At 71.1% G+C, this 26996-nt stretch carries 21 protein-coding genes; 8 read left to right on the top strand and 13 right to left on the bottom strand.

Annotated features, from left to right (window positions below):
• On the bottom strand, positions 1–877 hold an 877-nt coding region (locus ABT367_RS20925), incomplete at its 3' end, for a LysR substrate-binding domain-containing protein (RefSeq protein ID WP_352254578.1).
• A gap of 120 nt (positions 878–997) precedes the next feature.
• On the opposite strand from ABT367_RS20925, the gene ABT367_RS20920 reads away from it, so the two are divergent.
• Positions 998–2347, top strand: a complete 1350-nt coding sequence (locus ABT367_RS20920) for an aspartate aminotransferase family protein (RefSeq protein WP_352254581.1) — start codon at positions 998–1000, stop codon at positions 2345–2347.
• Between the two features lie 51 nt (positions 2348–2398).
• On the opposite strand, the gene ABT367_RS20915 is transcribed toward ABT367_RS20920, so the two are convergent.
• From ABT367_RS20915 to ABT367_RS20890, 6 genes are all read right to left on the bottom strand, one after another.
• Positions 2399–3952 carry an NCS1 family nucleobase:cation symporter-1 gene (locus tag ABT367_RS20915; protein WP_352254577.1) on the bottom strand — a complete coding sequence of 518 codons (1554 nt, stop codon included), beginning with the start codon at positions 3950–3952 and terminating at the stop codon, positions 2399–2401.
• 117 nt (positions 3953–4069) lie between these two features.
• Positions 4070–5068: a TIGR03842 family LLM class F420-dependent oxidoreductase gene (locus ABT367_RS20910; protein ID WP_352254576.1), complete on the bottom strand. Its 999-nt coding sequence runs from the start codon at positions 5066–5068 to the stop codon at positions 4070–4072.
• A gap of 142 nt (positions 5069–5210) precedes the next feature.
• The gene (locus tag ABT367_RS20905) at positions 5211–5795 is read right to left on the bottom strand and encodes a dihydrofolate reductase family protein (RefSeq protein WP_352254575.1); all 585 of its coding nucleotides are present in this window, start codon (positions 5793–5795) and stop codon (positions 5211–5213) included.
• A 69-nt stretch (positions 5796–5864) separates the two neighbouring features.
• The gene (locus ABT367_RS20900) at positions 5865–6983 is read right to left on the bottom strand and encodes a hypothetical protein (RefSeq protein WP_352254574.1); all 1119 of its coding nucleotides are present in this window, start codon (positions 6981–6983) and stop codon (positions 5865–5867) included.
• A 30-nt stretch (positions 6984–7013) separates the two neighbouring features.
• Complete coding sequence (locus ABT367_RS20895; RefSeq protein ID WP_352254573.1) at positions 7014–7691, bottom strand: DivIVA domain-containing protein; 678 nt, start codon at positions 7689–7691, stop codon at positions 7014–7016.
• Positions 7692–7734: 43 nt separating this feature from the next.
• Positions 7735–8550 carry a hypothetical protein gene (locus ABT367_RS20890; RefSeq protein ID WP_352254572.1) on the bottom strand — a complete coding sequence of 272 codons (816 nt, stop codon included), beginning with the start codon at positions 8548–8550 and terminating at the stop codon, positions 7735–7737.
• Positions 8551–8785: 235 nt separating this feature from the next.
• Here ABT367_RS20890 and ABT367_RS20885 point away from each other — a divergent pair, with 235 nt between their 5' ends.
• Positions 8786–9496, top strand: coding sequence for a maltokinase N-terminal cap-like domain-containing protein (locus ABT367_RS20885; RefSeq protein ID WP_352254571.1), 711 nt, complete (start codon positions 8786–8788; stop codon positions 9494–9496).
• Positions 9497–9565: 69 nt separating this feature from the next.
• Positions 9566–10648: a hypothetical protein gene (locus ABT367_RS20880; RefSeq protein WP_352254570.1), complete on the top strand. Its 1083-nt coding sequence runs from the start codon at positions 9566–9568 to the stop codon at positions 10646–10648.
• A 121-nt stretch (positions 10649–10769) separates the two neighbouring features.
• Here ABT367_RS20880 and ABT367_RS20875 read toward each other — a convergent pair whose 3' ends face one another.
• From ABT367_RS20875 to ABT367_RS20865, 3 genes are all read right to left on the bottom strand, one after another.
• Entirely contained in the window at positions 10770–13106 is a 2337-nt protein-coding gene (locus tag ABT367_RS20875; RefSeq protein ID WP_352254569.1) for a DUF4132 domain-containing protein, read from the bottom strand.
• Complete coding sequence (locus ABT367_RS20870; protein WP_352254568.1) at positions 13103–15097, bottom strand: DUF4132 domain-containing protein; 1995 nt, start codon at positions 15095–15097, stop codon at positions 13103–13105. The genes ABT367_RS20875 and ABT367_RS20870 overlap by 4 nt, the downstream gene beginning before the upstream one ends.
• Positions 15098–15241: 144 nt before the next feature.
• Entirely contained in the window at positions 15242–16819 is a 1578-nt protein-coding gene (locus ABT367_RS20865) for an MFS transporter (RefSeq protein WP_352254567.1), read from the bottom strand.
• A gap of 107 nt (positions 16820–16926) precedes the next feature.
• On the opposite strand from ABT367_RS20865, the gene ABT367_RS20860 reads away from it, so the two are divergent.
• Together ABT367_RS20860 and ABT367_RS20855 are read left to right on the top strand one after the other, a co-directional pair.
• The gene (locus ABT367_RS20860) at positions 16927–17514 is read left to right on the top strand and encodes an XRE family transcriptional regulator (RefSeq protein WP_352254566.1); all 588 of its coding nucleotides are present in this window, start codon (positions 16927–16929) and stop codon (positions 17512–17514) included.
• A gap of 208 nt (positions 17515–17722) precedes the next feature.
• Positions 17723–17926 carry a hypothetical protein gene (locus tag ABT367_RS20855; protein ID WP_352254565.1) on the top strand — a complete coding sequence of 68 codons (204 nt, stop codon included), beginning with the start codon at positions 17723–17725 and terminating at the stop codon, positions 17924–17926.
• Between the two features lie 24 nt (positions 17927–17950).
• Here the strand turns inward: ABT367_RS20855 and ABT367_RS20850 are convergent, their stop codons facing one another.
• On the bottom strand, positions 17951–18769 hold the full coding sequence (locus ABT367_RS20850; RefSeq protein ID WP_352254580.1) for an SAM-dependent methyltransferase: 819 nt from the start codon (positions 18767–18769) through the stop codon (positions 17951–17953).
• Between the two features lie 146 nt (positions 18770–18915).
• Here ABT367_RS20850 and ABT367_RS20845 point away from each other — a divergent pair, with 146 nt between their 5' ends.
• Positions 18916–19755 (top strand): aldo/keto reductase, encoded by an 840-nt coding sequence (locus tag ABT367_RS20845; protein ID WP_352254564.1) that lies wholly within the window; start codon positions 18916–18918, stop codon positions 19753–19755.
• 151 nt (positions 19756–19906) lie between these two features.
• Here ABT367_RS20845 and ABT367_RS20840 read toward each other — a convergent pair whose 3' ends face one another.
• Positions 19907–20845, bottom strand: coding sequence for a MerR family transcriptional regulator (locus ABT367_RS20840; protein ID WP_352254563.1), 939 nt, complete (start codon positions 20843–20845; stop codon positions 19907–19909).
• A 92-nt stretch (positions 20846–20937) separates the two neighbouring features.
• Here ABT367_RS20840 and ABT367_RS20835 point away from each other — a divergent pair, with 92 nt between their 5' ends.
• Both ABT367_RS20835 and ABT367_RS20830 read left to right on the top strand, forming a co-directional pair.
• Complete coding sequence (locus ABT367_RS20835) at positions 20938–22518, top strand: alpha/beta hydrolase (protein WP_352254562.1); 1581 nt, start codon at positions 20938–20940, stop codon at positions 22516–22518.
• Between the two features lie 115 nt (positions 22519–22633).
• Positions 22634–23008 carry a VOC family protein gene (locus tag ABT367_RS20830; RefSeq protein ID WP_352254561.1) on the top strand — a complete coding sequence of 125 codons (375 nt, stop codon included), beginning with the start codon at positions 22634–22636 and terminating at the stop codon, positions 23006–23008.
• Between the two features lie 142 nt (positions 23009–23150).
• On the opposite strand, the gene ABT367_RS20825 is transcribed toward ABT367_RS20830, so the two are convergent.
• Positions 23151–26864, bottom strand: coding sequence for a S8 family serine peptidase (locus tag ABT367_RS20825; RefSeq protein ID WP_352254560.1), 3714 nt, complete (start codon positions 26862–26864; stop codon positions 23151–23153).
• Positions 26865–26996: the final 132 nt, after the last annotated feature.

Below are 26996 nucleotides of genomic sequence, written 5' to 3'. Positions count from 1 at the left end.
GCCGTCCTGGACGAGCTGCGGCCCGTACCGCCGCCCTCGGCGGCACCCCTCGGCGCAGGGCCGCGGTGATGCGGCGGCTCACGGGCGTGGCGAGGGGGCGGGTCGTCACCCGGTAGCGCGGGTCCACCGCCAAACCGGGCAGCAGCGTGATCGAGAGGCCGGCCTCTACGTGCTGCAGGGACATCAGATAATTGCTGAAGCGGCACACCACCCGAGGTTCGAACCCCGCCTGTCGGCACAGGCGCAGCGTCAGGTTCGCCATGTACGACTGCGGGATGTCGAACGCCCAGGACTCGTCCGCGAGCGCCGCGAGGTCGATCGGACCGCGCCCGGCCGCGGCAGGGTGATCGGGCGGGAGGACCACCAGGACCGGGTCCGTGGCCAGGGGCACGAGGTCGAGGTCGGGGCCGAGCGGCAGTTCGTCGAAGTCCGTGGTCGTGATCACCAGGTCCGCGTCGCCCACCCGCAGCGCGGGCACGCTCGCATGCGGTTCGAGTTCGAGCAACTCGACGTCCAGGTGCGGATGTTCCCGCGCGAGACGGGTCACCGCCGGCACCGCCATGCTGTGGATCGCGCTCTGGAAGGCGCCGAGGCGCACAAGCCCCGACGGCTCCTCGCCGAACCCGCGCAGCTCCGCCTCGACACTGTCCATATGGTCGAGCAGCGCCCGGGCCCTGCGGGCAAGGATCAGCCCGGCCGAGGTCAGCCGCACTCTGCGTCCGGTGCGTTCCAGGAGCTGCGTACGCGTCTCCGACTCGAGTACGGCCAGCTGCTGGGACACGCTCGACGGGCTCATGTGGGCGGCCTGGGCCACCGCGCGGACCGTGCCGAGCGTGTCCAGCTGGCTGAGCAGGCGCAGCCTCCAGGGGTTCATCATGCCGCCATTGTTGTGCGGCTGAGCCGTACAGGAAGTCCGGAAGTGTGAGATGGACGCGACGCTCGTGGCGAACCTACGGTCGAAGGCATGAGCGCATTCACGGGCAAGGACACAAGCTCGATGCCGGGCGAGGGCGCGGGAGCACCAGGGGGTGACAACTCGCCGAACCCGGCCGCCGCTTCCGGCTTCTGGGCCGAAGCCGAGCGGCATCTCGTCCGCTACGGCGGGGAGTTCACCCACGAGATCATCGAGCGCGCCGCCGGCAGCTTCGTGTACACCGCGGAGGGCCGGAAGCTCCTCGACTTCACCTCCGGGCAGATGAGCGCGATCCTCGGCCACAGTCACCCGGAGATCGTCCGGACGGTCCGCCGCCAGATCGCGAGCCTCGACCACCTCTACAGCGGCATGCTGAGCCGCCCGGTCGTCGACCTCGCCCGCCGCCTCGCCGAAACGCTCCCCGCGCCGCTGGAGAAGACCCTTCTCCTGACGACGGGCGCGGAGTCGAACGAGGCCGCGATCCGGATGGCCAAGCTGGTCACCGGCAAGCACGAGATCGTGTCGTTCGCCCGCTCCTGGCACGGCATGACCCAGGCCGCCGCGTCCGCGACCTACAGCGCGGGCCGCAAGGGGTACGGTCCGTCCGCGCCGGGCCACTTCGCGATCCCCGTACCGCACGCGTACCGCCCCGACTTCACCACCCCCGACGGCGCACTCGACTGGCGGCGCCAGCTGGACTTCGCCTTCGAGATGATCGACGCACAGTCCACCGGCAGCCTCGCCGCCTGCATCGTCGAGCCGATCCTCAGCTCGGGCGGCATCATCGAACCGCCCGAGGGCTACCTCGCCGCCCTGCGGGACAAGTGCCGCGAGCGCGGCATGCTGCTGATCCTCGACGAGGCCCAGACAGGCCTGTGCCGCACCGGGTCCTGGTACGCGTTCGAGCGCGACGGTGTCGTACCGGACATCCTGACGCTCTCCAAGACCCTCGGCGCGGGGCTGCCGCTCGCGGCCGTAGTGACCAGCGCGGAGATCGAACAGGAGGCGTACGAGCGCGGGTTCCTGTTCTTCACCACGCATGTCTCCGACCCGCTGCCGGCCGCCGTCGGCAACACCGTCCTCGACGTCCTGGCGCGCGACGGGCTCGACGCGCGGGCGCGGTCGCTCGGTACGTATCTGCGCAAGGGCCTCGAAGAGCTGGCGGAGCGGCACGAGGTCGTGGGCGACATCCGCGGCCGCGGGCTGCTCGCCGGGCTCGAACTCGTCGTGGACCGTGCGACGAAGGAGAGCTCGGACGAGCTGGGGGCCCGCGTCACCCGCCGCTGCCTGGAGCTGGGCCTGCATATGAACATCGTCCAACTGCCGGGGATGGGCGGCGTGTTCCGTATCGCGCCGCCGCTGACCGCGACGGAGGAGGAGCTCGCGCTGGGCCTGGCGATCCTGGACGAGGCGATCGCCGACGCCACGGCGTGAGGACCGGACGGACGCCGGGGCCGGCCCCGGCGTCCATCGGACATGCCGGCGTCAGCCCTCCGTCGCCTCGTTCCGGGTACGCGAGGACAGCGCCAAATACAGCACCGCCGCCGACGCGAGCCCCACGGCCCATCCGTAATCCGACAGCGGTTTGAGGAACGGGATCAGCCCGTCCTCGGGGAACGGCCCCTTCCCGGGCGCCGAGTGCGAACCCCCGACCGCCAGCAGCGCGCCGACCGTGAACGCGAGCACGGCACGCCAGTTCCACCCGCCGCTGTACCAGTAGCGGCCCTCCTTCACGTACAACTCCCGCAGGGCGAGACGGGTGCGGCGCAGCAGCCAGTAGTCGGTGATGAGGATGCCCGCGACCGTGCCGAGCAGACCGCCGACCACGCCCAGCCAGACGAAGATGTAGAACTCCGGCGTGGAGATCAGCTCCCACGGGAAGATCAGTACACCGACCACGCCCGTGATCAGCGCGCCGGTGCGGAAGCTGATCAGACGCGGCGCCAGGTTCGAGAGGTCGTACGCGGGAGAGACCACGTTCGCCGCCAGGTTCACCGAGATCGTCGCCACCAGGACGGTGATCAGTGCGAAGACGAGTCCGAAGGCATTGTCGGCCTTGGCCGCCAGCGGGATCGGCTCCCAGATCGGTTCGCCGTAGATCGCCTGGGAGCCCGAGGTCACCAGGACCGACATGAACGCGAACAGAGTCATGGTCGTCGGCAGCCCAAGTGTCTGCCCCCAGACCTGGGCTCGCTGTCCACGGCCGAAGCGGGTGAAGTCGGGGATGTTGAGACTGAGCGTCGACCAGAAGCCGATCATGCCCATCAGAGCCGGGAAGAAGACCGGCCAGAACTCCGCGCCCCAGCCGAGCGTCGAGGGCTGGTCGAGCAGCGGGCCGAAGCCGCCCGCCTTGTCGGCTATCCACCACAGCAGCACGCCCGCGCCGAGCAGCACGAAGGGCGCCGCCCAGTTCTCGAAGCGGCGCAGCGTCTCCATCCCCCGGTAGATGATGGCCAGTTGGAGCAGCCAGAACAGAGCGAAGCAGAGCCACAGCGCCCATGGCTGGCCGCCGATCACACCCGTCTTCGCCAGCGAACCGTCGAACAGCTTGTCCAGGAGAACGAAGATCCCCTGCCCGCCGATCCAGGTCTGGATGCCGAACCATCCGCAGGCCACCGCCGCCCGCAGCAGCGCGGGCAGGTTCGCGCCGCGGATGCCGAACGCGGCACGGGCGAGGATCGGGAACGGAATGCCGTACTTCGGGCCCGCGTGCCCGGTGAGCAGCATCGGGAAGAGCACCAGGACATTGGCGAGTGCGATGGTGAACACCGCCTGTCTCCAGTCCATCCCGAGTGCGATCAGCCCCGATGCGAGGGTCCAGGATGGGATGCAGTGCGCCATGCCGATCCACAGCGCCGCGAAGTTGTACGTGGTCCAGTGCCGCTCCGCTACCGGCACGGGCTTGAGGTCGTCGTTGGCGTACGCACTGTCTGCGGGATAGGCGCCGGGGGCCAGCTCGACCTGGCCGTCGGCGGTGACCAACTGGGTTGCGGGGACGGCTGGTTCACCCACGTGGGGTGAGGGATTCGCGTACGTCATGCCCGGTCCATTCCTCTTGGGGAGTGTTGAGGATTGCCCTGACGTGCTCTGACGTGCTCCGGTCGGTTCCGACCGGCCCTGCTTGCACACCCGTCATCCCGACGCGGGGATGACCTCTCATCCCATCGCGGGGATGACCTCCGCTCCGTAGACGTCGACGACCTGCTCGCGGGCGTCGTGCATCGCGTACACGGCGAACTGGTCGACACCCAGATCCCTCAGCACTCGCAGCTTCTCGAGGTGGGCCTCGACCGGTCCGAGCAGACAGAAACGGTCCACGATCTCGTCGGGGACGAAGTCCGTGGAAGGATTCCCGGCGCGGCCGTGGTGGCTGTAGTCGTAGCCCTCGCGCTGCTTGATGTACGCCGTGAGCGCCTCGGGTACGAGACCCGAATGCTCCCCGTAGCGGGCGACCAGGTCGGCGACGTGATTGCCGACCATGCCGCCGAACCAGCGGCACTGCTCGCGGGCGTGCGCCAGATCGTCGCTCACGTAGGCGGGCGCCGCGACACAGATCTTGATGTCGGCGGGGTCGCGTCCCGCGGCCGTGGCGGCGTCACGGACCGCGCGGACCATCCACTCCGTGAGGAACGGATCGGCGAGCTGGAGGATGAAACCGTCGGCCTTCTGCCCCGCGAGCGCGAGCGCCTTCGGGCCGTACGCCGCCATCCACACCGGCAGCTTCCCGTCCCGCACCCAGGGCAACCGCACGGCCGCACCGTCGACTTGGGCCTCGCGGCCCTCCGCCAGATCGCGGATGACATCGATCGCCTCGCCGAGCCGCGCCAGGGTGTTGGGCTTGCGCCCGGCCACCCGCATCGCCGAGTCACCGCGTCCGATCCCGCACACGGTGCGGTTGCCGTACATGTCGTTCAGCGTCGCGAACGTGGAGGCGGTGACCTCCCAGGTACGGGTGCCCGGGTTGGTGACCATCGGCCCCACGGTCAGCCGCTGCGTCTGGGCCAGGATCTGGCTGTAGATGACGAAGGGCTCCTGCCAGAGCACGGCCGAGTCGAAGGTCCATCCGTAGCGGAAGCGATTGCGTTCGGCCCGTTTCATCAGGCTGACGACGTGCGCGGCCGGCGGGTCGGTCTGCAGAACGAGTCCGAAGTCCATGCTGGTGCTCCTGTTTCGAAGCCCACGTCAAGCCCCGTTTTTCCGGGGCGAGACCGCAGGCCGGGGCCACCGAGAAGCGACCATCGTGGACTTGTTCCAGGGCGTTGGCAAGGGGGCTCTACGCGTGTCCACCCAGACGGTTTCAGGTGGTCTGCCGCCTTACGCGGTAGGCGAGGTGCAGCACGCGGTCGCCCTGGATGACGACGTGGGGGTCCTCGAGGAGGTGCTGGGCGTCGACCGCGCCGAAGTAGCGCTTGCCGGAGCCGAAGACCACCGGTGCGACGTCCATCGCGACCTCGTCCACGAGGCCGAGCGCGAGCGCCTGCCCGCCCACGTCGCCGGCCGCCACGCCCACGTAGTCCTCGCCCGCCAGCTCCTTCGCCTTGGCGATCGCCCGGGTGACGTCGCCTTCGAAGTGGTACGAGGCCTCGGGATGCCAGCCGTCCGGCTTCGGCCGGTGCGAGACGACGACCACGTGCCGGCCGGCCGGGGGCGTGCCCTCCCAGCCGTTGGTGAGGTCGAAGAGGTGCCGGCCGATCACCAGGGTCCCGAGGCCGTCCCACATGGGCTTCACATACGCGGCCGAGACCTTCGAGACGCGCAGGCCCGGGCCGCCGAGGTCCACGTCGCCGTTGGCGTACCACTCGAAGAGCGGGCCCGGGTCGTCGTTCTTGTCGGCGATGAATCCGTCCACGGAGACGACGTTTTGCATGACTACCTTGCTCATGACAGCTCCCGGGTGTCGGTGGGCCTGGGGTGGCCCTTCATGGAGACAGACCGGATGTGCGCCGGAAACTCATCGGGGCCGGGATCTGCGGGGCGTCCAATCGTGGTGAGCCGCGGTGTCGAGCATCCGGTGCATGGCGGGGAGGGGGATCGCCGGGTTGTGCGCCGCTTCTTCGGCGCTCTCCTCGTCCAGGAGGAGGCGTACGAGCAGGGAGGGCGGAAGCGCGGGGTTCTTGCGCGCGCGGTTGCGAACCCGCCACTCGGTGTCTTCCGCGAGCCGGGCCGCGGACGCCGGCTCCAGGCGGGGGTCCTCGGCTGCCCGCATGCGTACGTCGCCGTGGGCGTCGTGCGAGAACCGCTCCACCAGGTGGGCGGGTGACTCGGGGTCGTCGAGGGCGAGCAACCGGACTCGGGGGCGCGGGTCGTCGGCGAAGCGCAGGAGTCTGTCGCGGGGGAAGTTCGGGTGGTTGCGGGGCCGGCCGGGGAAGGTGAAGCTGCCGTTCCGCTCCCACCAGGTCCATACGTCGAGCAGCAGCTCGGCCGGTGCGTCCTCGCAGGATTCGGCCAGGAAGAGGTGCACCACCCGGTCCTCGTCACGGGCCAGTGTCCCGATGATGTCCGGGGGCAGTCGGCGGGCGCGGGCCACGCTCCTGCGTATCCAGCGGTTCGGCGAGGCGGCCAACTGCCGCATGGCTTCGGGCCGGTCGTGCAGTGCCGCGACCCACCACAGGGCAGCCTCGCGGGCCTCCGCCGGGATGTCGGGGACGGATGCGGCCCAGGCATCGATCTCGGCGGGAGTCGCCGGAGGCCGTGCTTCGTCGTCGGGCGGACGCTGAATCCCCTTGCGTATGCCCTGCCACACAGAGACCCTCGGTTGCTCCGCCATCTCCACGAGCGCTGCGTGCTCGGGCAGGCCCTCGGTGTGGGCGAGCAGGCGCTCCCACTGTGCGGCGGAGAGCCGGCCCGAGTCGGCCGCCCTGGCCCAGGCCCATATCGACGGGTGCTCCACCGCCGCGTCTAGTACGGCCTCCGGTACCTCACGCCACCACAGGAATTTGGCATCGCCCAAGTCGAAGAGCCGTATCAACACCTCTGTCGGTGCGGCCAGGTTGAGGCCCAGCCCTGCCAGCCACCCCTTGGCCACACCCCTGGACACCCGCTCGCCCAGCCCGCCCCACACCGCGTCCACGCTTCCCGCCCCCCATGGAGCCCGGCCGCCTCACCCACCCCGCTCCATGGACGGCCAAGCCGACCCAAGATACTGCTCCGTCTGCCGCTCCAGGTCCTCGAGCTGGCCGTCGAAGTGGACCGTCACGCGGCTTCGGTAGTCGGCGAGGAGGGTGCGCAGGCCGGTCAGTTGTCGTTCGAGGGTGAGGCGGGAGCTGGTGAGGGCTTCCAGTTCGGAGCGCTTCGCGCGGATCTCGCGGTCCAGGGTGTGCAGGTGGTCGGCTGCCGCCTGTTCGGCGTGAGCGGAGGCCTGGGCCGCTCGTGCCGCCGCTTCCTGTTCCAGGTGGTCGGCCTTCGCGCGGGCCTCGTCGATGATGCGCTGGGCCTCGGCGCAGGCGGCGGCGATCGCCTGGCCCGCGGTGCGGTCGGCCAGCGCGATGATGCGGGCGGCGTCCTGGCCTGTGTCCGCGGGCGGGGGCTGGCGGCGGAGGTCGGCGTTGTCGCGGTGGAGGCAGGCGAGGGAGTACTCCACGTCCTGCAGGAAGGTGTCCACCTCGCCGAGGTCGTAGCCCTCGCGCAGACGCGTGGTCGTGAACCACTTGTGGTGGACGTCGTCGGGGGTCAGCAACGGGCGTTGCCGGCCCGGGACTTCGGGGTGCCGTTCGAACATCTCGCGCCCGTCGACCTCGTGCTCGTGCGGCGCGCGCTCGGCCACCTCGTGTTCGTTCACGTATGCCTCGCTTCTCTCTCTGAACCGGTGTGGAGTGCGGTCCTCAGTGCGCCGCAAGGAGCAGCGCCCCCGTCGCGAGGACCGTCGCCGTCGCCGTCGCGAGATGCCAGTGCGGAGGGCGGCCGTTCCCGTGCCGGCGCATGGCGAGGCGCAGGCCGACGACCGCGTGGCGCACGATGATCCCCGCCACCACGGCGAGCGCCGACGGAAGCAGTACCTCGGGGAAGGGGTGGAGGACGCTCAGGAGTACGCCGAGGGCGGGGCCCAGGCAGGCGAGCGCCAGCCAGGGAAGCGGATCCCGGCCGCTGTCCTGGAGCATCACACCGAGCGTCAGACCGTTGCCGACGGAGAGCACGAGCAGCGCGAGGAAGACCGGGACGGAGAGGATCAGGGCGAGGGTCGTGCCCTCCATGACGCGGTGGACGCCGAGTGCAGCCGCGGTGCCGAGTCCGGCCGACACCACACCGGCCGTCTCGGTGAGGCGGCGGTGCCGTCCCGGTGCGTGGCCGGGGTGGCGGCGGGCCCGTCCGTGGCCACGGGTGCACAGGCCGACCACGCCGTACGAGGCGAGGGCGACCGCGGGCGGCAGCCAGCCGGGGACACCGAGGAGCACGGTCTCGTGCCAGGCCTCGGGGGCCAGGTCGAGCAGTACGGCGGCGAGCATCAGCGCGGAAGCGGTGAGCAGCAGCAGTCCCGCCTGGGCGTGGGCCCGGCGGGCCAGCGCCACGGTGGAGGCCGTGGCCAGGGCGCAGCAGCCGACGGCGACCCAGATGCGGTGCTCGATGAACTTGAGCAAGGAGTGGAGGGAGGTGAGAGAGGCGAGGGAGCTGTGGGAGGTGGCGGGGTCCGGCAACGGCATTTCTGTACCTCTTACGCCGGTTCCTTGCAGCACACCGGAAAGGCGCGCTTTTCGTGCATTTGGTTCATCGCTCACGAAGGTGCCCAGCAGGGCCGCCGGTCAATCCTGGGTGCGCGAGTTCCGTCCCGGTGATCCGGGCGGACGCGACTCCAGCCCGCCGGGCCGGGATGAAACAGCCCGGTGAAAGGGTTGGGTACGGCGATGCTCAGCCCAACTCCTTGGAGGTCACTTCCGTATGGCCGAGATCCATCACACGACGCTCAAGCCGACCAAGCTGGAACTCCTCACGGACTGGCTGCCCGGCCGCCCGTGGTACCGGGGCGGTCCCGAGGGGCCGCAGCTCTCCAAGGCGGGCGGCTTCCGGCTCGACGACCCCGAGGGTGAGGTCGGGATCGAGTTCATGGTCGTCAGCGATGCCGGTGCGTCGTACGGCGATGCGTCGTACGGCGATGCGTCGTACGGCGATGCGTCGTACGGCGATGCGTCGTACGGCGATGCGTCGTACAGCAGCACGGAGGCTTGGTATCTCGTTCCGATGACCTACCGCGGCGCGCCGTTGCAGGGCGCCGAAGAGGCCCTCATCGGCACCACGGAGCACGGCGTTCTCGGCAAGCGGTGGGTCTACGACGGGTGCCATGACCCGGTCCTGGTCGGCGAGTTGGCGGCGCTGATCGACGGACGCGCGACGGCGCAGGCGCAGAGCGTCAGCGATCAGGAGGACCGCGACGTCCGGGTCGCGTACGAGGGTGCGCCGCTCGGGGCGGCCGGGATCGGCTCCGTCACCGACACGGAGAGCGGGACCGGGATCGGGCTGACGAGCGGTGTGACCCTCCGGCTGATGCGTGCGCTCGTGCCGGGAGGAGACGGTCACGTCAGCGGCGCCTGGCAGCGGGGCGATGCCTCGCAGGTCCGCGCTGCATTCATCACCGTCCATCCGGCAGCCTGACCGCACACGCCCCATGTGCCCCTTCTTCCCCTGTGGGATCATCGCTCGCGGGAAGAAGGGGGACGGGAGTTGGGTACGAACAAGGACGAGTCGTCCATACCGGACGAGGAGTGGGAGCGCTTCCTGCGGGAGGCCGAGGCGGGCAGCCCCGGCGCGCCCGAGGAGCCCTCGGCACGGGCGCGGATGGTCGCGGAGCGGCTGCGCGACACCCCCGACGGCCCGCAGGGGTGGCGCGCTCACCAGCCCCCGCGGCAGCGGCGGTTCAAGACCTGGCAGGTCCTTGCGTTGCTGCTCGCCGTCGCCGGGCTGATCGTGGCGCTCACACCCGGCGCCCTGTCCGGCTGGTTCGGCGGCAGCGGCACCGACGACCGCCCCCTGGCCGCGGAGTCCACGCGCCCGTCCGGAGCGCCGGCGGGCGGCGGGGCCGAACAGCCCACCCGGGACGAGCCGTTCAAGGGCTCTCCGGCCGCCCAGTGGGCCGACGGGGCGGCCGGCATCCATGTGCCCGAGGCGCGGGCGACGGGCTGGATGGACAGGGCCGCGGTCGAGGACGCCCTCGAGAAGTCCCGGGCCTTCGTCGTCGCGTCGAATCTCGATCCCGCCGTGCTGCGCGGCAAGCGCCCCGACGCGGCGATCGCCCTCGTGAACCCTCAACAGCGGGACGTCAAGCCGCTGTTGACCACGGCGCTCACCGAGCCGACGCGGGACGCCGACCCGCTGCTCCTGTTCACGCGCTACCGCACCGACGAGGTCGAGCTCGTCGGCGAGGTCGTCAAGACGCGCGGCCGGCTCTCGTACGAGGAGGGCGAGTACGGCGCCCTCGAAGTGACCGCAGACGTCACCTTCGTGTACCCGTTCGTCCGTGCCGAGAGCGACAGCGACGAGGTCACCCGCACCATCGTGCGCCGTGAGCTGGTGCTGAGCTGGGACGACCCGTCGAAGGTGCGGACGGAACGGGGCACGTTCTCGTTCTCCTCGTACAAGGTGCATACGACCAACGGCGGTTGTGATGTCGTCGGCTTCCTCTCCCCCACCTTCGCCGAGGACCACGAACGCGGCGGCGGGAACGAGGGGGTCGACCCGTACGACCGCAGCGAAGGTCTCGAGGGGACCGGGCGCGGTGGGGAGTGCGGGAGCGCGAGCCGCTCCTGAGCCCTGCGGAGGCGCGATCCGCTCCTGAGCCCTGCGGAAGCACGAGCCGCTCCTGAGCCCGGGGCCCGCCTTGTGGATCGGGCCCCGCGAGCCCGGCATGATCCACAAGACGGGCCCGAAGTCAGGCTCCGCGCTTGATCTGCCGCAGGATGCTCTGGTCGCCGATCTCCGTATCGGCGGCGAGCAGCAGGGCCTTGCTGAGGATGAGCCCGAGCCGCTCGTCCTCGAACGGCAGGAACACCTGGCCGCCCTTGGTGGCCTGGCGGCGGTCCGGCACGATGCACAGGTAGGCGCCGTCCGGCTCCATCAGGATGTTCGCCGAGCCGAGATGGATCCGGTACGTGGTCAAGTCACCGCGTACGACGAGGAAGCGGCCGTCGAGCGTGCAGCGTTCCGCGATCTTCAGCCGGGGCAGCAGCCGCGCGAGCACCTCCTTGCGTGCCTCGGCGCTCTCGGTCAGCTCGGCGAATCCGGCCCGCTCCCAGTAGGCGCGTTCGGGCCCGCCGTCGGTCCAGTCGGGATCGGCGGCGATGGAGCAGACGCCGACGAACAGGTCCACATCGCGCATGGCCTCGCTGAACACCAGCGGCGGCACATCGGCGAGCGGCGCCTCGCGCCAGGTCCCTGACTCCCGGTACTGGAAGCGGACTTGGTCGGTGGAGGCGAGTTCGTGCACGCCTTCCGATTCCGTCCACAGGTGGCGGAACGTGACCCGCCACCGGCCCGAGTCCATGAGCCGCTCGGCCCAGTCCTCCTCACCGGCGTCCCAGCCGCCGAGGAGTCTGCTCTTCCAGCCCCGCGCCCGGAACAGGGCGAACATCTTGCGGTAGTGGACGACATGGGCCGCGAAACGGTTGGAGTAGAGGCGGGTCCGCTCCTCGGCGGGGGTGAGCAGGTAGATCTCGCGGAAGGCCTGCTTGAAGGGCTGGCGCAGCTGCCGTTCCGTGAGCAGTTCGCGCCAGGTCCGTACGGTCTCGGGTTGCGCGCGCTGCGGATGCCACAGCCGCACGCGAGCGTCGTCGGGTGCCTCGGGGAGGTCCTCGTCGGTCTCGGGCAGTACGGCCTGCCAGCGGCCGGGCCCGAGTTCGATCTCCCAGATCAGCCGGCGTACGAGCGTCCGGGCGAGCGGATGCCCGGCCAGCTCGGAGCGCCAAAAGGCGTACGCGTGGGTCGCGTCGTAGAGGACGAAGCCGCCCTCCAAAGCCCTGAGCAGGGTGGTGAGTTGGGCGTTGACGCGCTTGACGAGATCGCGCAGTTCCTTGACGAGGTCGCCGTGGTCGCGCCGTACGGCGGCCGGGACGCTCTTGACCGTGCGTCCGTCCTTCTCCCAGGTCAGCACGGCGGTGTCGGTCACGGTGACCACGCCCTCGTACGCACCGGCGGACCTGCGCACGACTCCGTCCTCGTCGAAGTCGAGCCGCGGCAGGCGCAGGGCCACCTCGGTCCGCTCGGCCAGCGCGATGTCGGCCTTCTTCAGCATCTTGTCGAGCTGCTTGGGCACGCCGGCGTGCCGCACGGTGCGGCGTACGGTGCGCAGGGCGGCGACCAGTTCCGGGGTGGGGAAGTCCTGTACGGCGCGGACGACTTCGTAGAGGAGCGCCTGCGAGGGGAGAGTCTTGGCGGCACCCGGGGCCAGCGCGATGGCGGGCAGCACACGCCCGCACACCTCGGGCAGCCAGGCCTCGTCCCGCACCAGCGCAACCCGCAGCGCCTGCCCCAGCGTGCCGATCTCGCGGTCGGTGAACGCCTTGTCCGCCCGGTACGGGATCTTCCCCGTCCGTATCGCCTCGGCCCGCGCAAGGGCCGCTTCCCACGCCCGCCGCGCGAAGGCCACGTAAGCGGAACTCTCGGCGAGGCTGTGCCACAACCCCTCGTCGGTCTCCCCGTACCGATGATCCCTGTCCAGGCGGAGCAGCAGGCCGTACGCGGTGCGCCCGATACCCGCCAGGACCGCCATCTCCTCGGCGACGATCGGGCCGAAGTCCTGCGCCAGCCGCGCCACGACCGCCTGCACGGTCTCCTCACCCGCCTGCCGGGCGAGCACGAGGAGCACGTACGGCTGATGGAGCCGCTGCTTCTCGCAGACCAACCGCACGAGGGAATCGATCAGTTCAGGCAGCTCCGGAACCGGTCCCGTGCACTGCTCAACCGCCGTGAGCACCTCTCGTGGATGGACCGGGGCGTCCTGTCGGTACGCCTCGAAGAGCGCCTCGAACATCCCCCGGCAGGCATCCGGCGTGTACCGCACCTCTCGCTCCACCACGGCGCCCATCACGGCTGACCACACCCGCGCCACGGCTTGCGACCGGTGGCCCTCGGCCCGGAGACGACGTGCGGCGACATGCAGAGTACCGAGGTCCTCGGCACTGACCCCGGCCAATTCGGCGGGGGCTGTCCCGTCGACAGCGTGGGCCGGGTCGGTCAGTGCCCGGAGCAGTCGTTCCGCCTCGGGGCTCATCGGGCACCCCGCTCGATCTGCCGGAGGATCGTCCCGTCAGTGATCTTCGTGTCGGCGGCCAGCATCAGCGCCTTGCTGAGGATCAGCGAGAGCCGCTCGTCCTCGAAGGGCAGGAACACCGGACCGCTCGTCCTCGGCGGGCGCGCCGCCGGGACGATGCAGAGGTAGGCGTCATCGGGCTCCATGAGGATGTTGGCCGAGCCCAGATGGATCTTGTACGTGGCCAAGTCGCCGCGCACGACCAGGAAGCGGCCCTCGAAGGTGCAGCGGTCGGCGAGCTTCCTCAGCCGGGGCACGATCCGCTCCAGGGCCTCGCGGCGGATCTCGGCGGTGGCCGTGAGGGCGCCGAAGGTCGCGGTCCGCCAGTAGTCGGTGTACCGGGCCTCGCCGCGGTCGGTCCACTGGGGGTCGGCGGCGATCGAGGTCACGCCGACGAAGAGGTCGACATCGCGCATGGCCTCGCTGAACACCGGTGCCGGCACCTCGTCGAGCGGCGCCTCGCGCCACTGCCGGCCGCTGCGGCGCTCGAAGCGGACCTGGTCGGTGGCGGCGTGCTCCGGTGAGTAGCGGAAGTCGTCCACCGCGGGCTCATGGTGGAACAGCGCCCGCCACGCGCCGTCGCCGAACTCGGCCCGCGCGATGCCCTCGTAGCCGCCGTCATGGCCGCTGAGGTAGTTGGACTGCCAGCCGCGCACCTTGAACAGGGCGTACAGCTGTTGGTAGTGGACGATGTGCGCGGCGAAGCGGTTGGAGTAGAGGCGGGTCCGCTCCTCGGCCGGGGTGAGCAGATAGATCTCACGGAAGGCCTGCTTGAAGGGCTGGCGCAGGCGGTCGGCCATCAACCGCTCGCGCCACGCCCGGACTTCGTCCGCCTCGGCCCTGATCGGGTGCCAGAGCCTTACGTGTGCGGCGGTGCCGCCTTCCGGCACGGTGCCCGGCGCGGCGGCCCGCCACTCACCGGTCCCGTCGCGGAACTCCCAGATCAGACCGCGCACCAGCACGCCGGTGACCGGGTGCTCGCGGTAGTGGCGGCACCACTCCTCGTACGGCCACACGCGGTCGGTGGACAACAGGCCCTCCACGCGGGCGCGTTCGCTCGCCAGGGTGCCGCGGAGCTCCTTGGCGTACGCCTTCAGCGCCTTGAGCTCCTCGGGGAATCCGTCCTTCACGGCCGGGGGTGCGGTGCGGGCGGTGGTGCCGTCGGGGCGGGTGAAGGTGAGGCGTACGGTCGTGGCGTCCTCGATCGCGATCCGTATGCGGTGCTCGCCCAACTCGCTCTCCAGCGCGCTGTCCTGGCCGAGACCATGGCGGGGCACGCTGCGCTCGACGAGCTGCTGCGGGGTGATGCCCTGCTTTCCGGCGGCGGTCGTCAGGGCGGTGTCGAGCTGCTTGCGCAGGGCGCGGTGCTTGATCTTCGCCTGCAGCCGCCAGAGCTCTTCGAGGGAGGCGGGGGCGCCGGTGTCGGCGAGGGCGTTGATGGCGGCGCCGGAGAGTTTGAGGTCCTCGATGACGCCGCGCTCGGCGCCACTCACCCGGAGGGCGAGCACGCCGAGGTGACGTACCGCGTCCGGCCCGCTGGTCAGGGCCGCCGCCCAGACGGCGCCTCGGGCGAGGTCGGTGTCGCTGCTGTGCACGACGTAGTGATAGTGGTAGTCGCCGCCGATCCAGGCCGTGTGCGCACCGTGGTCCCGGGTGCACAGGGACTCGCCCTCGGCGAGGTCCCGGAGCGTGGCCGCGACGAGCTCGTCCGCTTTCGCGGCAGCCACGAGATCGAGGCAGGTACGCCGCCACTTCTGTGTGGGGCGCGGGGACGAGAGGGCGGCGAGGTGCCGTACGAGACCGGCGAGTTCGCTCGTCCGCCCGGCCTCGACACGTCCCCTGAGCGCGGCTGCCCAGGGTGCGTCGGCGGGTATGCGCTCCAGCGCGTCCGGCCGCACATCATCGAGCGCATCTCGCCCACGGGCCTCGCCCACCAAGGTCTCGTACAACATGCCGGGATCATGGCAGGCAGGTCTGACAACCCGCCCGCGGGGCCGAGCCGCCTGCGGGCGTCGGCGCTGTCGTCCGGACGCGGAGCCGTACGCGAACACGCAAGGGTGGGCCGGTGGTTGACCGGCCCACCCTGTGGGGCGGGGTCACACGGCGAGGGGCTCCGTCGCCTCAGGTTCCTCGACCCCGCCCGCCCCGCGCTCGGGCCCCCGCAGCGCCACGTACACGAACAGGGCGGCCATCACGAACACGCCCGCCCACATGGCCTGTTGCCAGCCGTCGACGAAGGACTCGCGGGCCGTGCGGATCAGTTCCCGGGCCTGGGGGCCGGCCGCGTGGGCGGCGTCGAGGGCGTTGGCGACGCCCTCGCGGGCCGGTCCCGCGGCCTCGGACGGGAAGCCGTCGAGCCGTTCCCCGATCGCGTCGCGGTAGCCGGCGGAGAGGAGCGCGCCGAGCAGGGCGATGCCGAGGGCGGTGCCGAACTCGCGGGTGACGTCGTTGAGCGCGGAGGCCACGCCCTGGCGTTCCCGGGGCAGGGAGGAGGTGATGGCCTCGGTGGACGGCGTCATCGACAGACCCATGCCGACGCCCATCACGAGCATGCCGGGCAGCAGCGACGGATAGCCGCCGTCGACGGAGACGAGCGCGGCCATGAGGCCGAGTCCCGCTCCGGACAAGGCGATTCCGGTGGCCATGGTGGCCTTGGGGCCGATGCGGCCGGCGAGCTTGGGGGCGAGCCCGGACGTCATCATCATCAGTACGGCCATGGGCATCAGGGCCGCGGTGGACAGCAGTCCGGACCAGCCGAGCACGACCTGGAGGAACGGGAAGAGGACGACGAAGATCCCGGCCTGCACACCGAAGACCGCGAGCAGCGTGAGCGAGCCGCCGGCCAGTCCACGCGCACGGAACAGTCGTACGTCGAGCAGCGCACCCTCGCGGCGGCGCAGCTCCCAGAGCACGAAGAACACGGCGGCGAGCGCTCCGACGGCGAGGCTGACCAGCGTCAGCGGCTCGCTCCAGCCCCGCTCGGGCCCCTCCTGGAGGAAGTAGATGAGGCCGACGACGGCGACGATGGAGGCCAGGGCTCCGGTGCTGTCGTACGCATGACGGGAGTTCTCACGGGAGTCGGGGACGGACCGCAGCGTCATCGCCAGCGCCACCACGACCAGGACGACGGGCAGCACGAACAGCCAGCGCCAGTTCGCGACGTCGACCAGGGCGGCCGACAGGAACATGCCCAGGATGCCGCCGCCTCCGGCGACACCAGTCCAGACGCCGATGGCGCGGCCGCGTTCCTCCTCCGGGAAGGTGGAGGTGATGACGGCGAGCGTGATCGGCATGATCATCGCGGCGCCCACCCCGCTGAGCAGACGCGCACCGAGCATGACCTCCGTGGAGGGCGCGAGCCCGCCGGCGACGCTCGCGAGACCGAAGAGCACAAGACCCGCGATCAGCATGCGCTTGCGCCCCAGCCGGTCGCCGAGCGCGCCGAGCGGCAGCAGCAGCGCCGCCAGGGTCAGCGTGTAGAGGTTGATCATCCACAGGATCGCGGACTGCGAGGCGCCGAATTCGACGGCCAGGTCGGGCTGGGCCACGTTCAGGCCGGAGACCGAGGCGATGACGGCCATCAGCGCGATGCAGACGGCGATCAGGATGGAGCGCCGCCGACGGGCGTCGGTCGCGGATTCGAGGGTCGGGGGTGGGGTCACGGCTGGAGACATGGGTCCTCCGGAAAAGGGCGCGCGAAAGCCGCCGCGGGCGGACGGGGAGTCGGGGATACGTGAGCAACGCTAAGCGCACCTTGCCCCTCAGACATACAATCTTGCCCATGACGCAAGACACTGATGATCTGGACGGCCTCGTCCGCAAACGCATCCGCGCCCTGCGCGTGGCCCAGGGCTGGTCCCTCGAGGAACTGGCCGCCCGCGCGAAGGTCAGCCAGTCGACCCTGAGCCGGATCGAGAACGGTCAGCGCCGCCTCGCCCTTGACCAGCTGGTCACCCTGGCGCGCGCCCTGGACACCTCACTGGACCAGCTGGTCGAGAACGCCTCGGACGACGTGATCATCAGCCCCATGATCGACGCCTCGCACGGCCTGATGCGCTGGCCGATCAGGGCCGAGCCCGGCATGACGGTGGTACGTCAGCGGATGACAGAGCCGCCCCCGGAGAACACCGCGCGGATGCGGGCGCACCCCGGCCGCGAGTGGCTCGTGGTGCTCTCCGGCACGGCGGTCCTGCTCCTGGCCGGTCGCCGGCTGCGGATCGAGACCAACCAGGCCGCCGAGTTCCCGACGATGCTGCCGCACGCGATCGGCAGCGCCGGCGGCCCCTGCGAGATCCTGGGCATCTTCGACCGCGACGCCCGCCGCGGCCATCAGGGCACGGACTCCGCGCAGGCGCCCAAGAGCGGCTGAAGCCCGCGCGCCACCGGGTCTGGCGACGGCGCGGGGCGCCCGCCACCATGGGGCGGGCTGACGCACACGGGCCATGGGAGCGGCTTACGCACACGGGCCATGGGAGCGGCTTACGCACACGGGCCATGGGAGCGGCTTACGCACACGGGCCATGGGAGCGGGCTGCGCACACGGGCCATGGGGCGGGCTTGCGCACAAAGGGGGGGCCATGAAGGCGCGGTTGTTCCTGATCATCATCATCGTCGCCGCCGGCGCCGTCTGGACGGTCATGGCCGGCGAGTGGAGCGACAAGGGCTGCCGCACGGGACAGGGTTACGCCCTGGTCCTCACGAAGGGCGGCCCCCCGGACGATCACGAGGGCTGCCGGCAGGCGCTCGAAGGACCGGAGTTCACGGACGCGTACATCGGCTGAACCCCGGCCCCCTGGACGCACGGGTCAGGGCTTGCGGGCCAGCCCGCCCGCGCACGAGACCTTGACCGGCTCGCCCCATGGGTTGGGCTGCGGGCGCCAGCGTTCGACCGAGACCACACCGGGCTCGAGGAGTTCGAGGCCGTCGAAGTAATGGGCGATCTGCTCGATGCTGCGCGGGGTGTACGGGACGGCGCCGCTGTTCGCGTTGTGGCGGGCGATGGCCTCGACATACGCGGGGTCGGCGTCGGAGCCGTCGTACAGCGCGAGATAGCTGCCGGACGGCAGGGCGGAGAGCAGATGGTCCACGACGGCCTTCGGCTTCTGCTCGTCCGTGACCAGGCCCATGATGCCCATCAGCATCAGGGCGACGGGCTGTGAGAAGTCCAGGGTGCGGGCGGCCTCGCGCAGGATCGTCTCGGGGTCGCGGACGTCCGCCTCGAGGTAGTCGCACTTGCCCTCGGGCGTGCTCGTCAGGAGCGCCTGGGCGTGGACGAGGACCAGCGGGTCGTTGTCCACGTAGACGATGCGCGAGTCGGGGGCTGTGGACTGGGCGACCTCATGGGTGTTGTTGGCGGTCGGCAGTCCGGTGCCGATGTCCAGGAACTGCCGGATCCCCGCCTCGCCCGCGAGGTAGGAGACGACGCGGGTGAGCATCTGACGGGACTGGCGGGTGACGTCCCGCATGCCGGGGTACACCTCGACGACCTTGTCGCCTGCCACCCGATCGATCGCGTAGTTGTCCTTGCCGCCGAGCAGGTAGTTCCAGATCCGCGCCGAGTGCGGTCGTGATATGTCGATCCGGCTTCCGCCCTCGGACCCGGACTTCTCGGACTCTTCGTACACCACGGTCGGCTCTCCCTCTGCTCCAAGCGTCTGACGTCAACTTACGGTCTTCCGGGGCGCCTTGGGAGGTCCTGCAGCAAATGCTGCCACCTGCGCGTTCAACTCGCTTGCTACCGTGTCGCCTTCACTCTGGGAGGGGTCGGCACATGACATCCGAGGTGTTCCGTATCTCCGGGGATCTCGAAGTACGACGGCTCGGATTCGGGGCCATGCATCTGCCCACCGAGCCGGGGCCGGACCGCGAGAACTCCCTCGCGGTGGCCCGGCGGGCCGTCGAGCTGGGTGTCACGCTGATCGACACCGCATACATGTACGGCGGCGGCAGCAATGAGGAGTTGCTCGCCGAGGCGCTGTATCCGTATCCGCGGGAGCTCCTGGTCACCACCAAGATCGGTCTGGAGCGGCGCGGACCGGCGGGCGAGTGGGAGCTCGACGGGCGGCCCGAGGTGCTGCGCGGGCAGGTCGACAACGCGTTGCGGCGGCTGCGGGTCGAGCGCGTCGAGCTCCTTCAGCTGCACCGGATCGATCCGAAGACGCCGCTCGCCGACCAGTTCGGGGTGCTGCGCGAGCTTCGGGAGGCGGGAAAGATCGGACGGATCGGGCTGTCCGAGGTGACGGTCGACGAGCTGCGCGAGGCGCGCGGGGTCGTCGAGATCGCCAGTGTCCAGAACCGCTACAACCTGCTCGACCGTGAGCACGAGCCGGTGCTCGCCGTATGCGAGCAGGAGGGCATCGCGTTTCTGCCCTGGCGTACGGTCGCGTGGGGGAAGTCGGGCGCGGATGCGGAAGTGGCCGCTGTGGCGGCCGAGTTGGACGCCACGCCGACGCAGATCGCCCTCGCCTGGCTGCTCGGGCACTCCCCCGTCATGCTGCCGATCCCGGGCACGGCGCGGCTCGCGCATCTGGAGGAGAACGTCGCCGCGTCGGGGATCGAGCTGAGCGCCGGGCAGCGGGCGCGGTTGGACGGCCTTGCGGGGGCGGCGTAGGCGGATGGGCCGGACGGTGACACCGGGGCGCGTGGGCGGCCGGGCCGGAGGGTGACACCGGGGGCGCGTAGGCGGCCGTGCGGAGGGTGACACCGGGGGCGCGTAGGCGGGGGGCACCCACCTCGTACGCCACCTCCCCCGAGCGGACCTGTCAGGCCGCCTCCTGCCGCACCTCCGCCTCCAGTGCCGCGAGCAGCCAGTCGTGTGCCTCGCCCGGCGTCGGGGCGGCCCGTTCTCCGGGGCCGGTCGTCACCTCCGCCACGAGCTCCCAGTAGCCGTCGAACCGTGGGTCGTCCGCGAGTTGACGCGCCAGACCGCGCCGGAACCCCGGACTGTCACGGTGCCCGGCCACGGTCGCGTACGTGTCCACGAAGCAGACCAGCGCGTCACCGGAGTGCGGGGCCGCGCCCTCCAGGATCTGCCGGCCCGCCAGTTCGTACGCCTCGGCCAGACCCGCGTAGAGCAGCGCGGACTCGCGCGCGCCCGCGGCCCCGTGCGCGGCGGGCTGGGGCCGCGCGGTGCCGGAACAGGGGCGCGACACCAGGGCGTTGAGCCGCGCGAACGCCAGGACCTGCCCGGACGACGGGCTGTCCGGCGGCTGCGGCACGGCCACCTCCAGGAAGTCCGCGGTGGACTTCGCCGGCATCCGCGCGGGCAGCCACGCACGCCAGAACCGTGCGAGCGGCGCGGTGCTCGGCGGGGTGCCGAGCGCTCCGATCAGTTGCAGGCGGTCGGCGCGTTCCGCGGGATCGGATTCCTGTACGAGGCGGAGTGCGGCCTCCTGCCAGCGCAGGGCGGTCAGCTGGGAGCCGAGCGTGCGCAGCTGTCCGGCAACCGCGTCCTCCAGCGCGCCGGACCGTTCGTCGACGATGCGGTGGACCTCCGGCAGGGGGACACCGAGCCCGCGCAGGGAGCGGATCAGGCGGAGCCGCTCCAGGGCCTCGGGGCCGTACCTGCGGTGGCCGCCGCCACTGCGCGAGAGCTCCGGCAGCAGGCCGCGGTCCGAGTAGAAACGGACGGTCTTCACGGTGGTCCGCGCATGCTCGGCGAGCTCGCCGATACTCCACGAACCGTCGGACGGCGTCGGCACTTGAACCTCCCTTTAGGGGAGTTCCTAACGTACCCGCGACCGCGGAACCGGCGACGGACCGGTCCGCGGGCGACGGAGTGCGGAGGTGCGGGATGACCCGATTCATTGTGGTTCCGGGGCTGTTCACGGGGGCCCAGGTGTGGCAGGAGACGGTCGAGCGGCTGCTGGCGGCCGGCGCGAAGGCGGATGTGGTGGAGGTGCCGCGTCCGCACGAGGGCGTCGAGGGCCTTGAGGGCCTTGAGGGTGCAGTGGATCTCGAGGCGCATATCGCACAGGTGGTGGCGGCCATCGACGCGGACGGCTCGCGGGGCACAGGTGCGCGGGGTGAACGGGGCGCCGAGGACACGGGCGCGCGGGCCGGGGACGGCACCGGCAGCGCGCGGGACGTGGTGCTCGTCGGGCACGACTACGGGGTTCTCCCCGCGGTGGGTGCGGCGGACCGCCGCGCGGACCGGGTGGCGCGGATCGTGTACGTGGACGCGCCGCTGGTGCAGGACGGCTCGGTGGGACTGGCCACGGTCCCCGACCCCGCACTGCGCGAACACCTGGCGGACGAGGAGCTGTTGGCGGTCCCTGGGCGTGCGGAGTGGGCGCGGTGGGGCAGCACGGCGGGACTCTCCGACGCACATCTGGACCGGCTCACCGCACTCGCCGCACCGCATCCGACGGGGACGCTGCTGCAGCCGTTGCGGCTTACGGGGGCGGCCGCGGACCTGCCGACCACGGGGGTGCTCTGCGCGGAGAGCGGGGCGACGATCGAGACGGTACGGATGCTCGTCGGCTTCGGCGATCCGGCGCTGCGGGCGCTGGCGCGACCGGAGGTCACCTTCTTCGAACTGCCCACCGGGCACTGGCCGATGCTGTCCCGCCCGGCGGAGCTCGCGGAGGCCCTCCTCGCGGCAGCGGCCGGTGAGGGGGTGAGCCTGTCGGCGGACGACGAACCCGCCGAGACACCGGGGTATCTGCGGCCCTTCCTCCTGGACGTACCGGAGATCGCGCCCGAACACCACGGCAACGTGGACCTGTTCCTGCCCGCCGCCACGGGTCCGCGGCCCGCGGTGGTGTTCGTCCACGGGGGCCCTGTCCCCGCGGGCATGCGGCCGTCGCCCCGCGAGTGGCCGACCTTCGTCGGATACGCCCGGTACGCGGCCGCGCAGGGGGCGGTCGGGGTGACGCTCGACCACCGGCTCCACGACGTGGCCGACTACCCGGTGGCCTCGGCGGACCTGGCCGCCGCGGTGGAACAGGTCAGGGCCGACCCGCGGGTCGACGCGTCCCGTATCGCCCTGTGGTTCTTCTCCGGCAGCGGTCCGATGACGGCGGACTGGCTGAGCGCCCCTCCGCCGTGGCTGCGCTGTCTCGCGGCGAACTACCCGATCATGGCCCCGCTCGCGAGCTGGGGTCTGGGCCCGGGACAGGTCCGCCCGGCGGATGTGGTCGCGAGGGCGGGGCAGCTCCCTCTGCTGCTCGTCCGCGCGGGCCTGGAGACCTCGGCGATCGCGGCGACGGTCACGGAGTTCGTCGCGGCGGCCCGCGCCGCCGACGCCCGCCTGGAGGTGATCGACGTGCCGAACGGTCATCACTCCTTCGAGGGCATCGACCGTACCGACGAGTCCCGCGCGGTCGTACGGGACTCCGTGCGGCGGGTACTCGACCGGCTGGATCTCACGTAGCCCGGGCGGGCATGCCCGGTGGCGGTGCCGGGTACGCACTCGCGTGCCCCCGCGTCGCATGAGACGTCACACAGGACGGCTCACAGGACGTCGCACGGAACAAGGAGTGCCGGAAGTGATTCGAAAGCTGCAGGCGGTCGCGCTGGACTGCGCCGATCCGCTGGAACTCGCGCGGTTCTACGCGGATCTGCTCGGCGGCCGCATCGTCACGGACCCGAAGGAGACCGACTGGATCGAGGTCCACGGGTTCGAGGGCACTCCCCTGGCCTGCCAGCGGGTGGAGGGCTACCGGCCGCCCGTCTGGCCGGGCCAGGACCACCCGCAACAGCTGCACCTCGACTTCGACGTGGACGACCTGGACGCCGAGGAACAGCGCGCCCTGGCCCTCGGCGCCACCGTCCTGCAACGCACGGACCACCTCCACCCCGAGGCCAACTGGCGCGTCTACGCCGACCCGGCCGGCCACCCGTTCTGCCTGTGCGAGCACTGATGTCCGGCCGAGGTTCGGGCAGGGGGCCTCTGCGACCGCCCATCGGACCGGCTGCCTGAGCGTCCACCAGGCGGCAGCCCCAAAACGACCGCCCGGCAAGGCAGAACGCCTTGCCGGGTCGTCGGACCGCGTGTGCTGAGGGCTACTTCACCCCGAACGCGCGGATGATCTCCTGCTTCACCGACGCGCCCCGGTCGTCCTCGACCGACGCCCGCAGCGAGACGAACTCCGCGTCGCGCGGGACGGCGAGCAGCGTCTTCCACGACGCGCCCTTGCCGTCGAGGAGCTTCACGGACTTCCAGGTCGCGCCGTCGTCGTACGACACCTCGAGGGTGCCGGCGCCGATACGGCCCGTGTCCGCCGCGCCCTTCACGTACTCGGCGAAGATCCCGACCGGGACGATCCGTCCGCCGCGGACGTCGCCCGCGAGGTCGGTGTCCACGTCGAAGCCGAGGTTCAGCATGGGGAGGTAGGTGTAGCGGTCCGCCGGTGTGGGGCCGGACTTGACCGTCCACTCGGAGTGGCCGCGGGTCGACGTGTGCCACTGGGCCGGGTCGGCGGTCGTGTCCGTGACCACCTTGAAGTCCTGGACGCGGGACTCGACGTTCTCGGACCAGGCGTAACCGCTGGAGTCACCGCTCTCGTCGACCAGCTTGCCGTCCACGTAGACCTTGGTCTGCTGCGTGACCCCGGACTCCTCGCTCCACACATCGCCGAACCCGGTGTGGTCCGGGCCCGAGTCGCCCCAGCCGGGCACGTTGAACTGGACGTTGTTGCCGTAGCGCTGCTGACCCCAGCCGAGCCCGGTGCCGAGCCACGGGTGCAGAACGGGCTTGAACCAGTTGAGCTCCTGACGGGTGCCGCCCTTGTAGACGATGTCGCCACTGCGCGACTCGATCTTGCCGGGGCCGACGGTCATGGATTCGTACCAGGCCTGGCCCTCACCCGTGGAGACGTAGTCGGTGCGCTCCTGCGGGAAGGAGATCCGCTCGGGGAAGCCGACGCCGATCGGGTACGCGCTGCTCATGGAGACGCGCTGGTCGCTGCCGTCGACCGGCTTCGCCGCGTGGAACTTCGTGTCCAGGACGGCGAGTTCACGCCGCCCGGGCTCGAAGGTCAGGTCGCGGTCCGGAATCGCTCCCGAGTGGCCGTCGGCCAGGTCGTACTTGTACGGCGTGTACTCCGTACCCTCCAGCTCCAGCTTGCGCCCCTGCCGGGCCGCGTCCGAGAGCCTGTCCGCGTCCGCCGCGTTGACCGTCGCGATATGCAGCGGCCGGTCCTCGTACGCCTCGGTGCCGAACCAGTCCATCAGCCGGCCCGCCTGCGCGTCGCTCACGAACAGCGCCTTGGCGCCCGCGTCCTGGGCGTTCCGGCCGATCTCCACGGCGGAGAGGTTGCCCGTCGCGCGGACGATAACCGCCTTGCCCCGCACGTTCTTTCCGGCGTAAGCGGCAGCGCTGCCATCCCCCGCATCGACCACCGACAGCTCGAGGTCGTCGTCCAGAATCGTCCCGCCGCCCTGCACGGTGGCCTCACCGATGCGCCGGCCGCCCGCCTCGACGGAGAGCATCGGCTTGCCCAGGCGCCACACGGTCCGGTACTCGTACGTGCCCGTCGCGGGCTTCTTCGAAGGCGCCGCGAAGACCGAGTCGTACGTCAGCGGGACCTGCACACTGCCTGAGAGACCCGTGCCGTTCGCCTCGCGGGTGTACTGCATGATCAGCTGGCGGGTCTCGGTGCGCTGGTCGACCTCGGCATCGATCTCGCGCAGCTCGCGCCCGTCGAGGGTGATCTCGCGGTCCTGGTCGAGCTTGATCCCGGACTCGTTGAAGTAGCCGAGGCCGAGCGAGTCCTTGCCGTTGCCGCCCTTGACGTCCGCGAAGCCGTCGAGCGCGTAAGTCCCGGGCTGGAGGCGGAGCTTGACGGTGCCGGACGCGCCGACGTCGTAACCCCAGCCCTTCTCACCGGCGACCAGCTTGAGCAGGCTGAACGAACCGGCGATCGGGGAGCCGTCGCGGTCCTTGACGTTGACCGTCAGGGTGTAGCGCTCCTCCTCCTTCACCAGGCCCCACGCGGTGTGCGCGACCGTCTTGTCGCCCGCCTTGGCGGTGATCTGGCCGCCGTTGTTCCCGACCGGGGCCTTCGCGCCGTCGGCGGTGGCGGTCGTGGAGGCGGTGCCGTTCGCCGGGACGGTGAGCGTGCTGTCGGCGAGCGTGACGTAGTCCGCGCCCTCGGCGGCGAGCGTCAACTCGACGGGCTGGTCGGTGTGGTTGGTGTAGGTGAGGGTCTTGGTGACCGGCTCGTTGCCCTCGTACGGCCAGCCGTAGAAGCCGAAGTCCGCGCTGCCCGTCGCCGTGACCTGCGCCTCGACCGCGTCGGGGACCGAGACACGGCCCGCACCGAGGTCGTACGGGGAGTCGGTGAGCGTCTTGGACGTCGACATCAGCGCGTCCTTGAGCTGCTGCGGCGTCCAGTCGGGGTGCTGCTCGGCGAGCAGGGCCGCGACGCCCGAGACGTGCGGGGTCGCCATCGACGTACCGCTGATGCTCATGTACGAGCCTTCGCCCTCGCTGAGGGAAGAGCGGGCCGCGAGGATCTCGACGCCGGGCGCGGAGAGGTCGGGCTTGAGGGCGTTGTCGCCCATGCGCGGGCCCATGCTGGTGAAGCCCGCGCGGGTGTCGGTGCTGTCCACGGCGCCGATGGTGAGCGCGGCGTCGGCGGCGCCGGGCGAGCCGATCGCGCCGTTGTAGCCCGAGTTGCCCGCGGCGATCACGAACAGCGAACCGGTCTCGGCGGTGAGGTTGTTGACGGCCTGCGCCATCGGGTCCGTGCCGTCGCTCGGCTCGCGGCTGCCGAGGCTCATCGAGATGATCTTCGCGTCGATGTCCTTCGCGGCCCACTCCATACCGGCGATGATCTGCGAGTCGGTGCCCTCGCCCGCGTCGGAGAGCACCTTGCCGACAGCGATGTCGGCGCCGGGCGCGACGCCCTTCTCCTTGCCGTCGCTCGCCGCTCCGCTGCCGCCGACGGTCGAGGCGACGTGCGTGCCGTGCCCGTTGCGGTCGGCGATCTCCTCGCCCTCGATGAACGACTTGCTCTGCGTCACCCGGTCCGCGAGGTCGGGGTGGGTGAGGTCCGCGCCGGTGTCGAGCACGGCGACCTTGACGCCCTTGCCGGTGAGGCCGGCCTCCCAGGCCTTCGCGCTGCCGATCTGGGCGTTGGACTCGGCCATGGTCGCCTCGACCTTGCCGTCCAGCCAGATCTTGTCGATCCCGCCGCCGAACGCCTTGGTGCGCGCACCGTCGTCGGTGAGGGCGCCCCACAGCTCGGCGTTCCGCTCGGCCTCGACGGCCGCACCGTTCACGCTCGGCAGCGCGCGCACGCGGTCGGCGCCCTCGGGCGTGGCGGCCCGTGCGCCCTTGCCGTACGTGACGATGAGCGGCAACCCCGCGGTCCTGCCGGCCTTCTTGCCGCTCTCGGCATCGGCGAGCCCCTGCCGTATCAGCTCGCTGACGTCGAAGAGCCGCTTGTCGAGCTTGCCTGCGGCGAGGAACGCACGCGCCTCGTCCGGTACGACGCTGATGTCTCCGTCGTGGTCGGTCGTCGTGAAGACCTTGCCGTGAGCGCCCTTGGCCCGCTCGACCGAGACCGCCTTCTTGCCGCCGACGTCGGTGACGGTCACCTTGTCGCCGGTGATCAGAGTGACGGTGTGCGCGGCATGGCCCTGCTTGACGGGGGTCCTGGGCACGGCTGCCGGGTCATCGGCGGCCACTGCCTGCTGTCCCGCCGGGAGCAGAACGAGCGCGAGCCCGGCTGTCAGCAGCCGTGCCGTGCGCCCCGAGGGTGCTCTGTTCATGGAACTGCCTCTCCTGCGACGAGCCCCGGGCGGGGGTTGTTTCCCGGGTGCTGGGGAGAGTCTCAGTGGTTGAACGTTGCAGAACGATGTCCTGAGGCAGGCGGGAAGCCGCCATGGCGGCTACCTGCCAGG

The sequence above is a fragment of the Streptomyces mesophilus genome, from assembly GCF_040300965.1.
GTDB lineage: Bacteria > Actinomycetota > Actinomycetes > Streptomycetales > Streptomycetaceae > Streptomyces > Streptomyces mesophilus_A.
The sequence above is the reverse complement of the archived record's forward strand: the minus strand, read 5'-3'. Positions and strand labels throughout refer to the sequence as shown.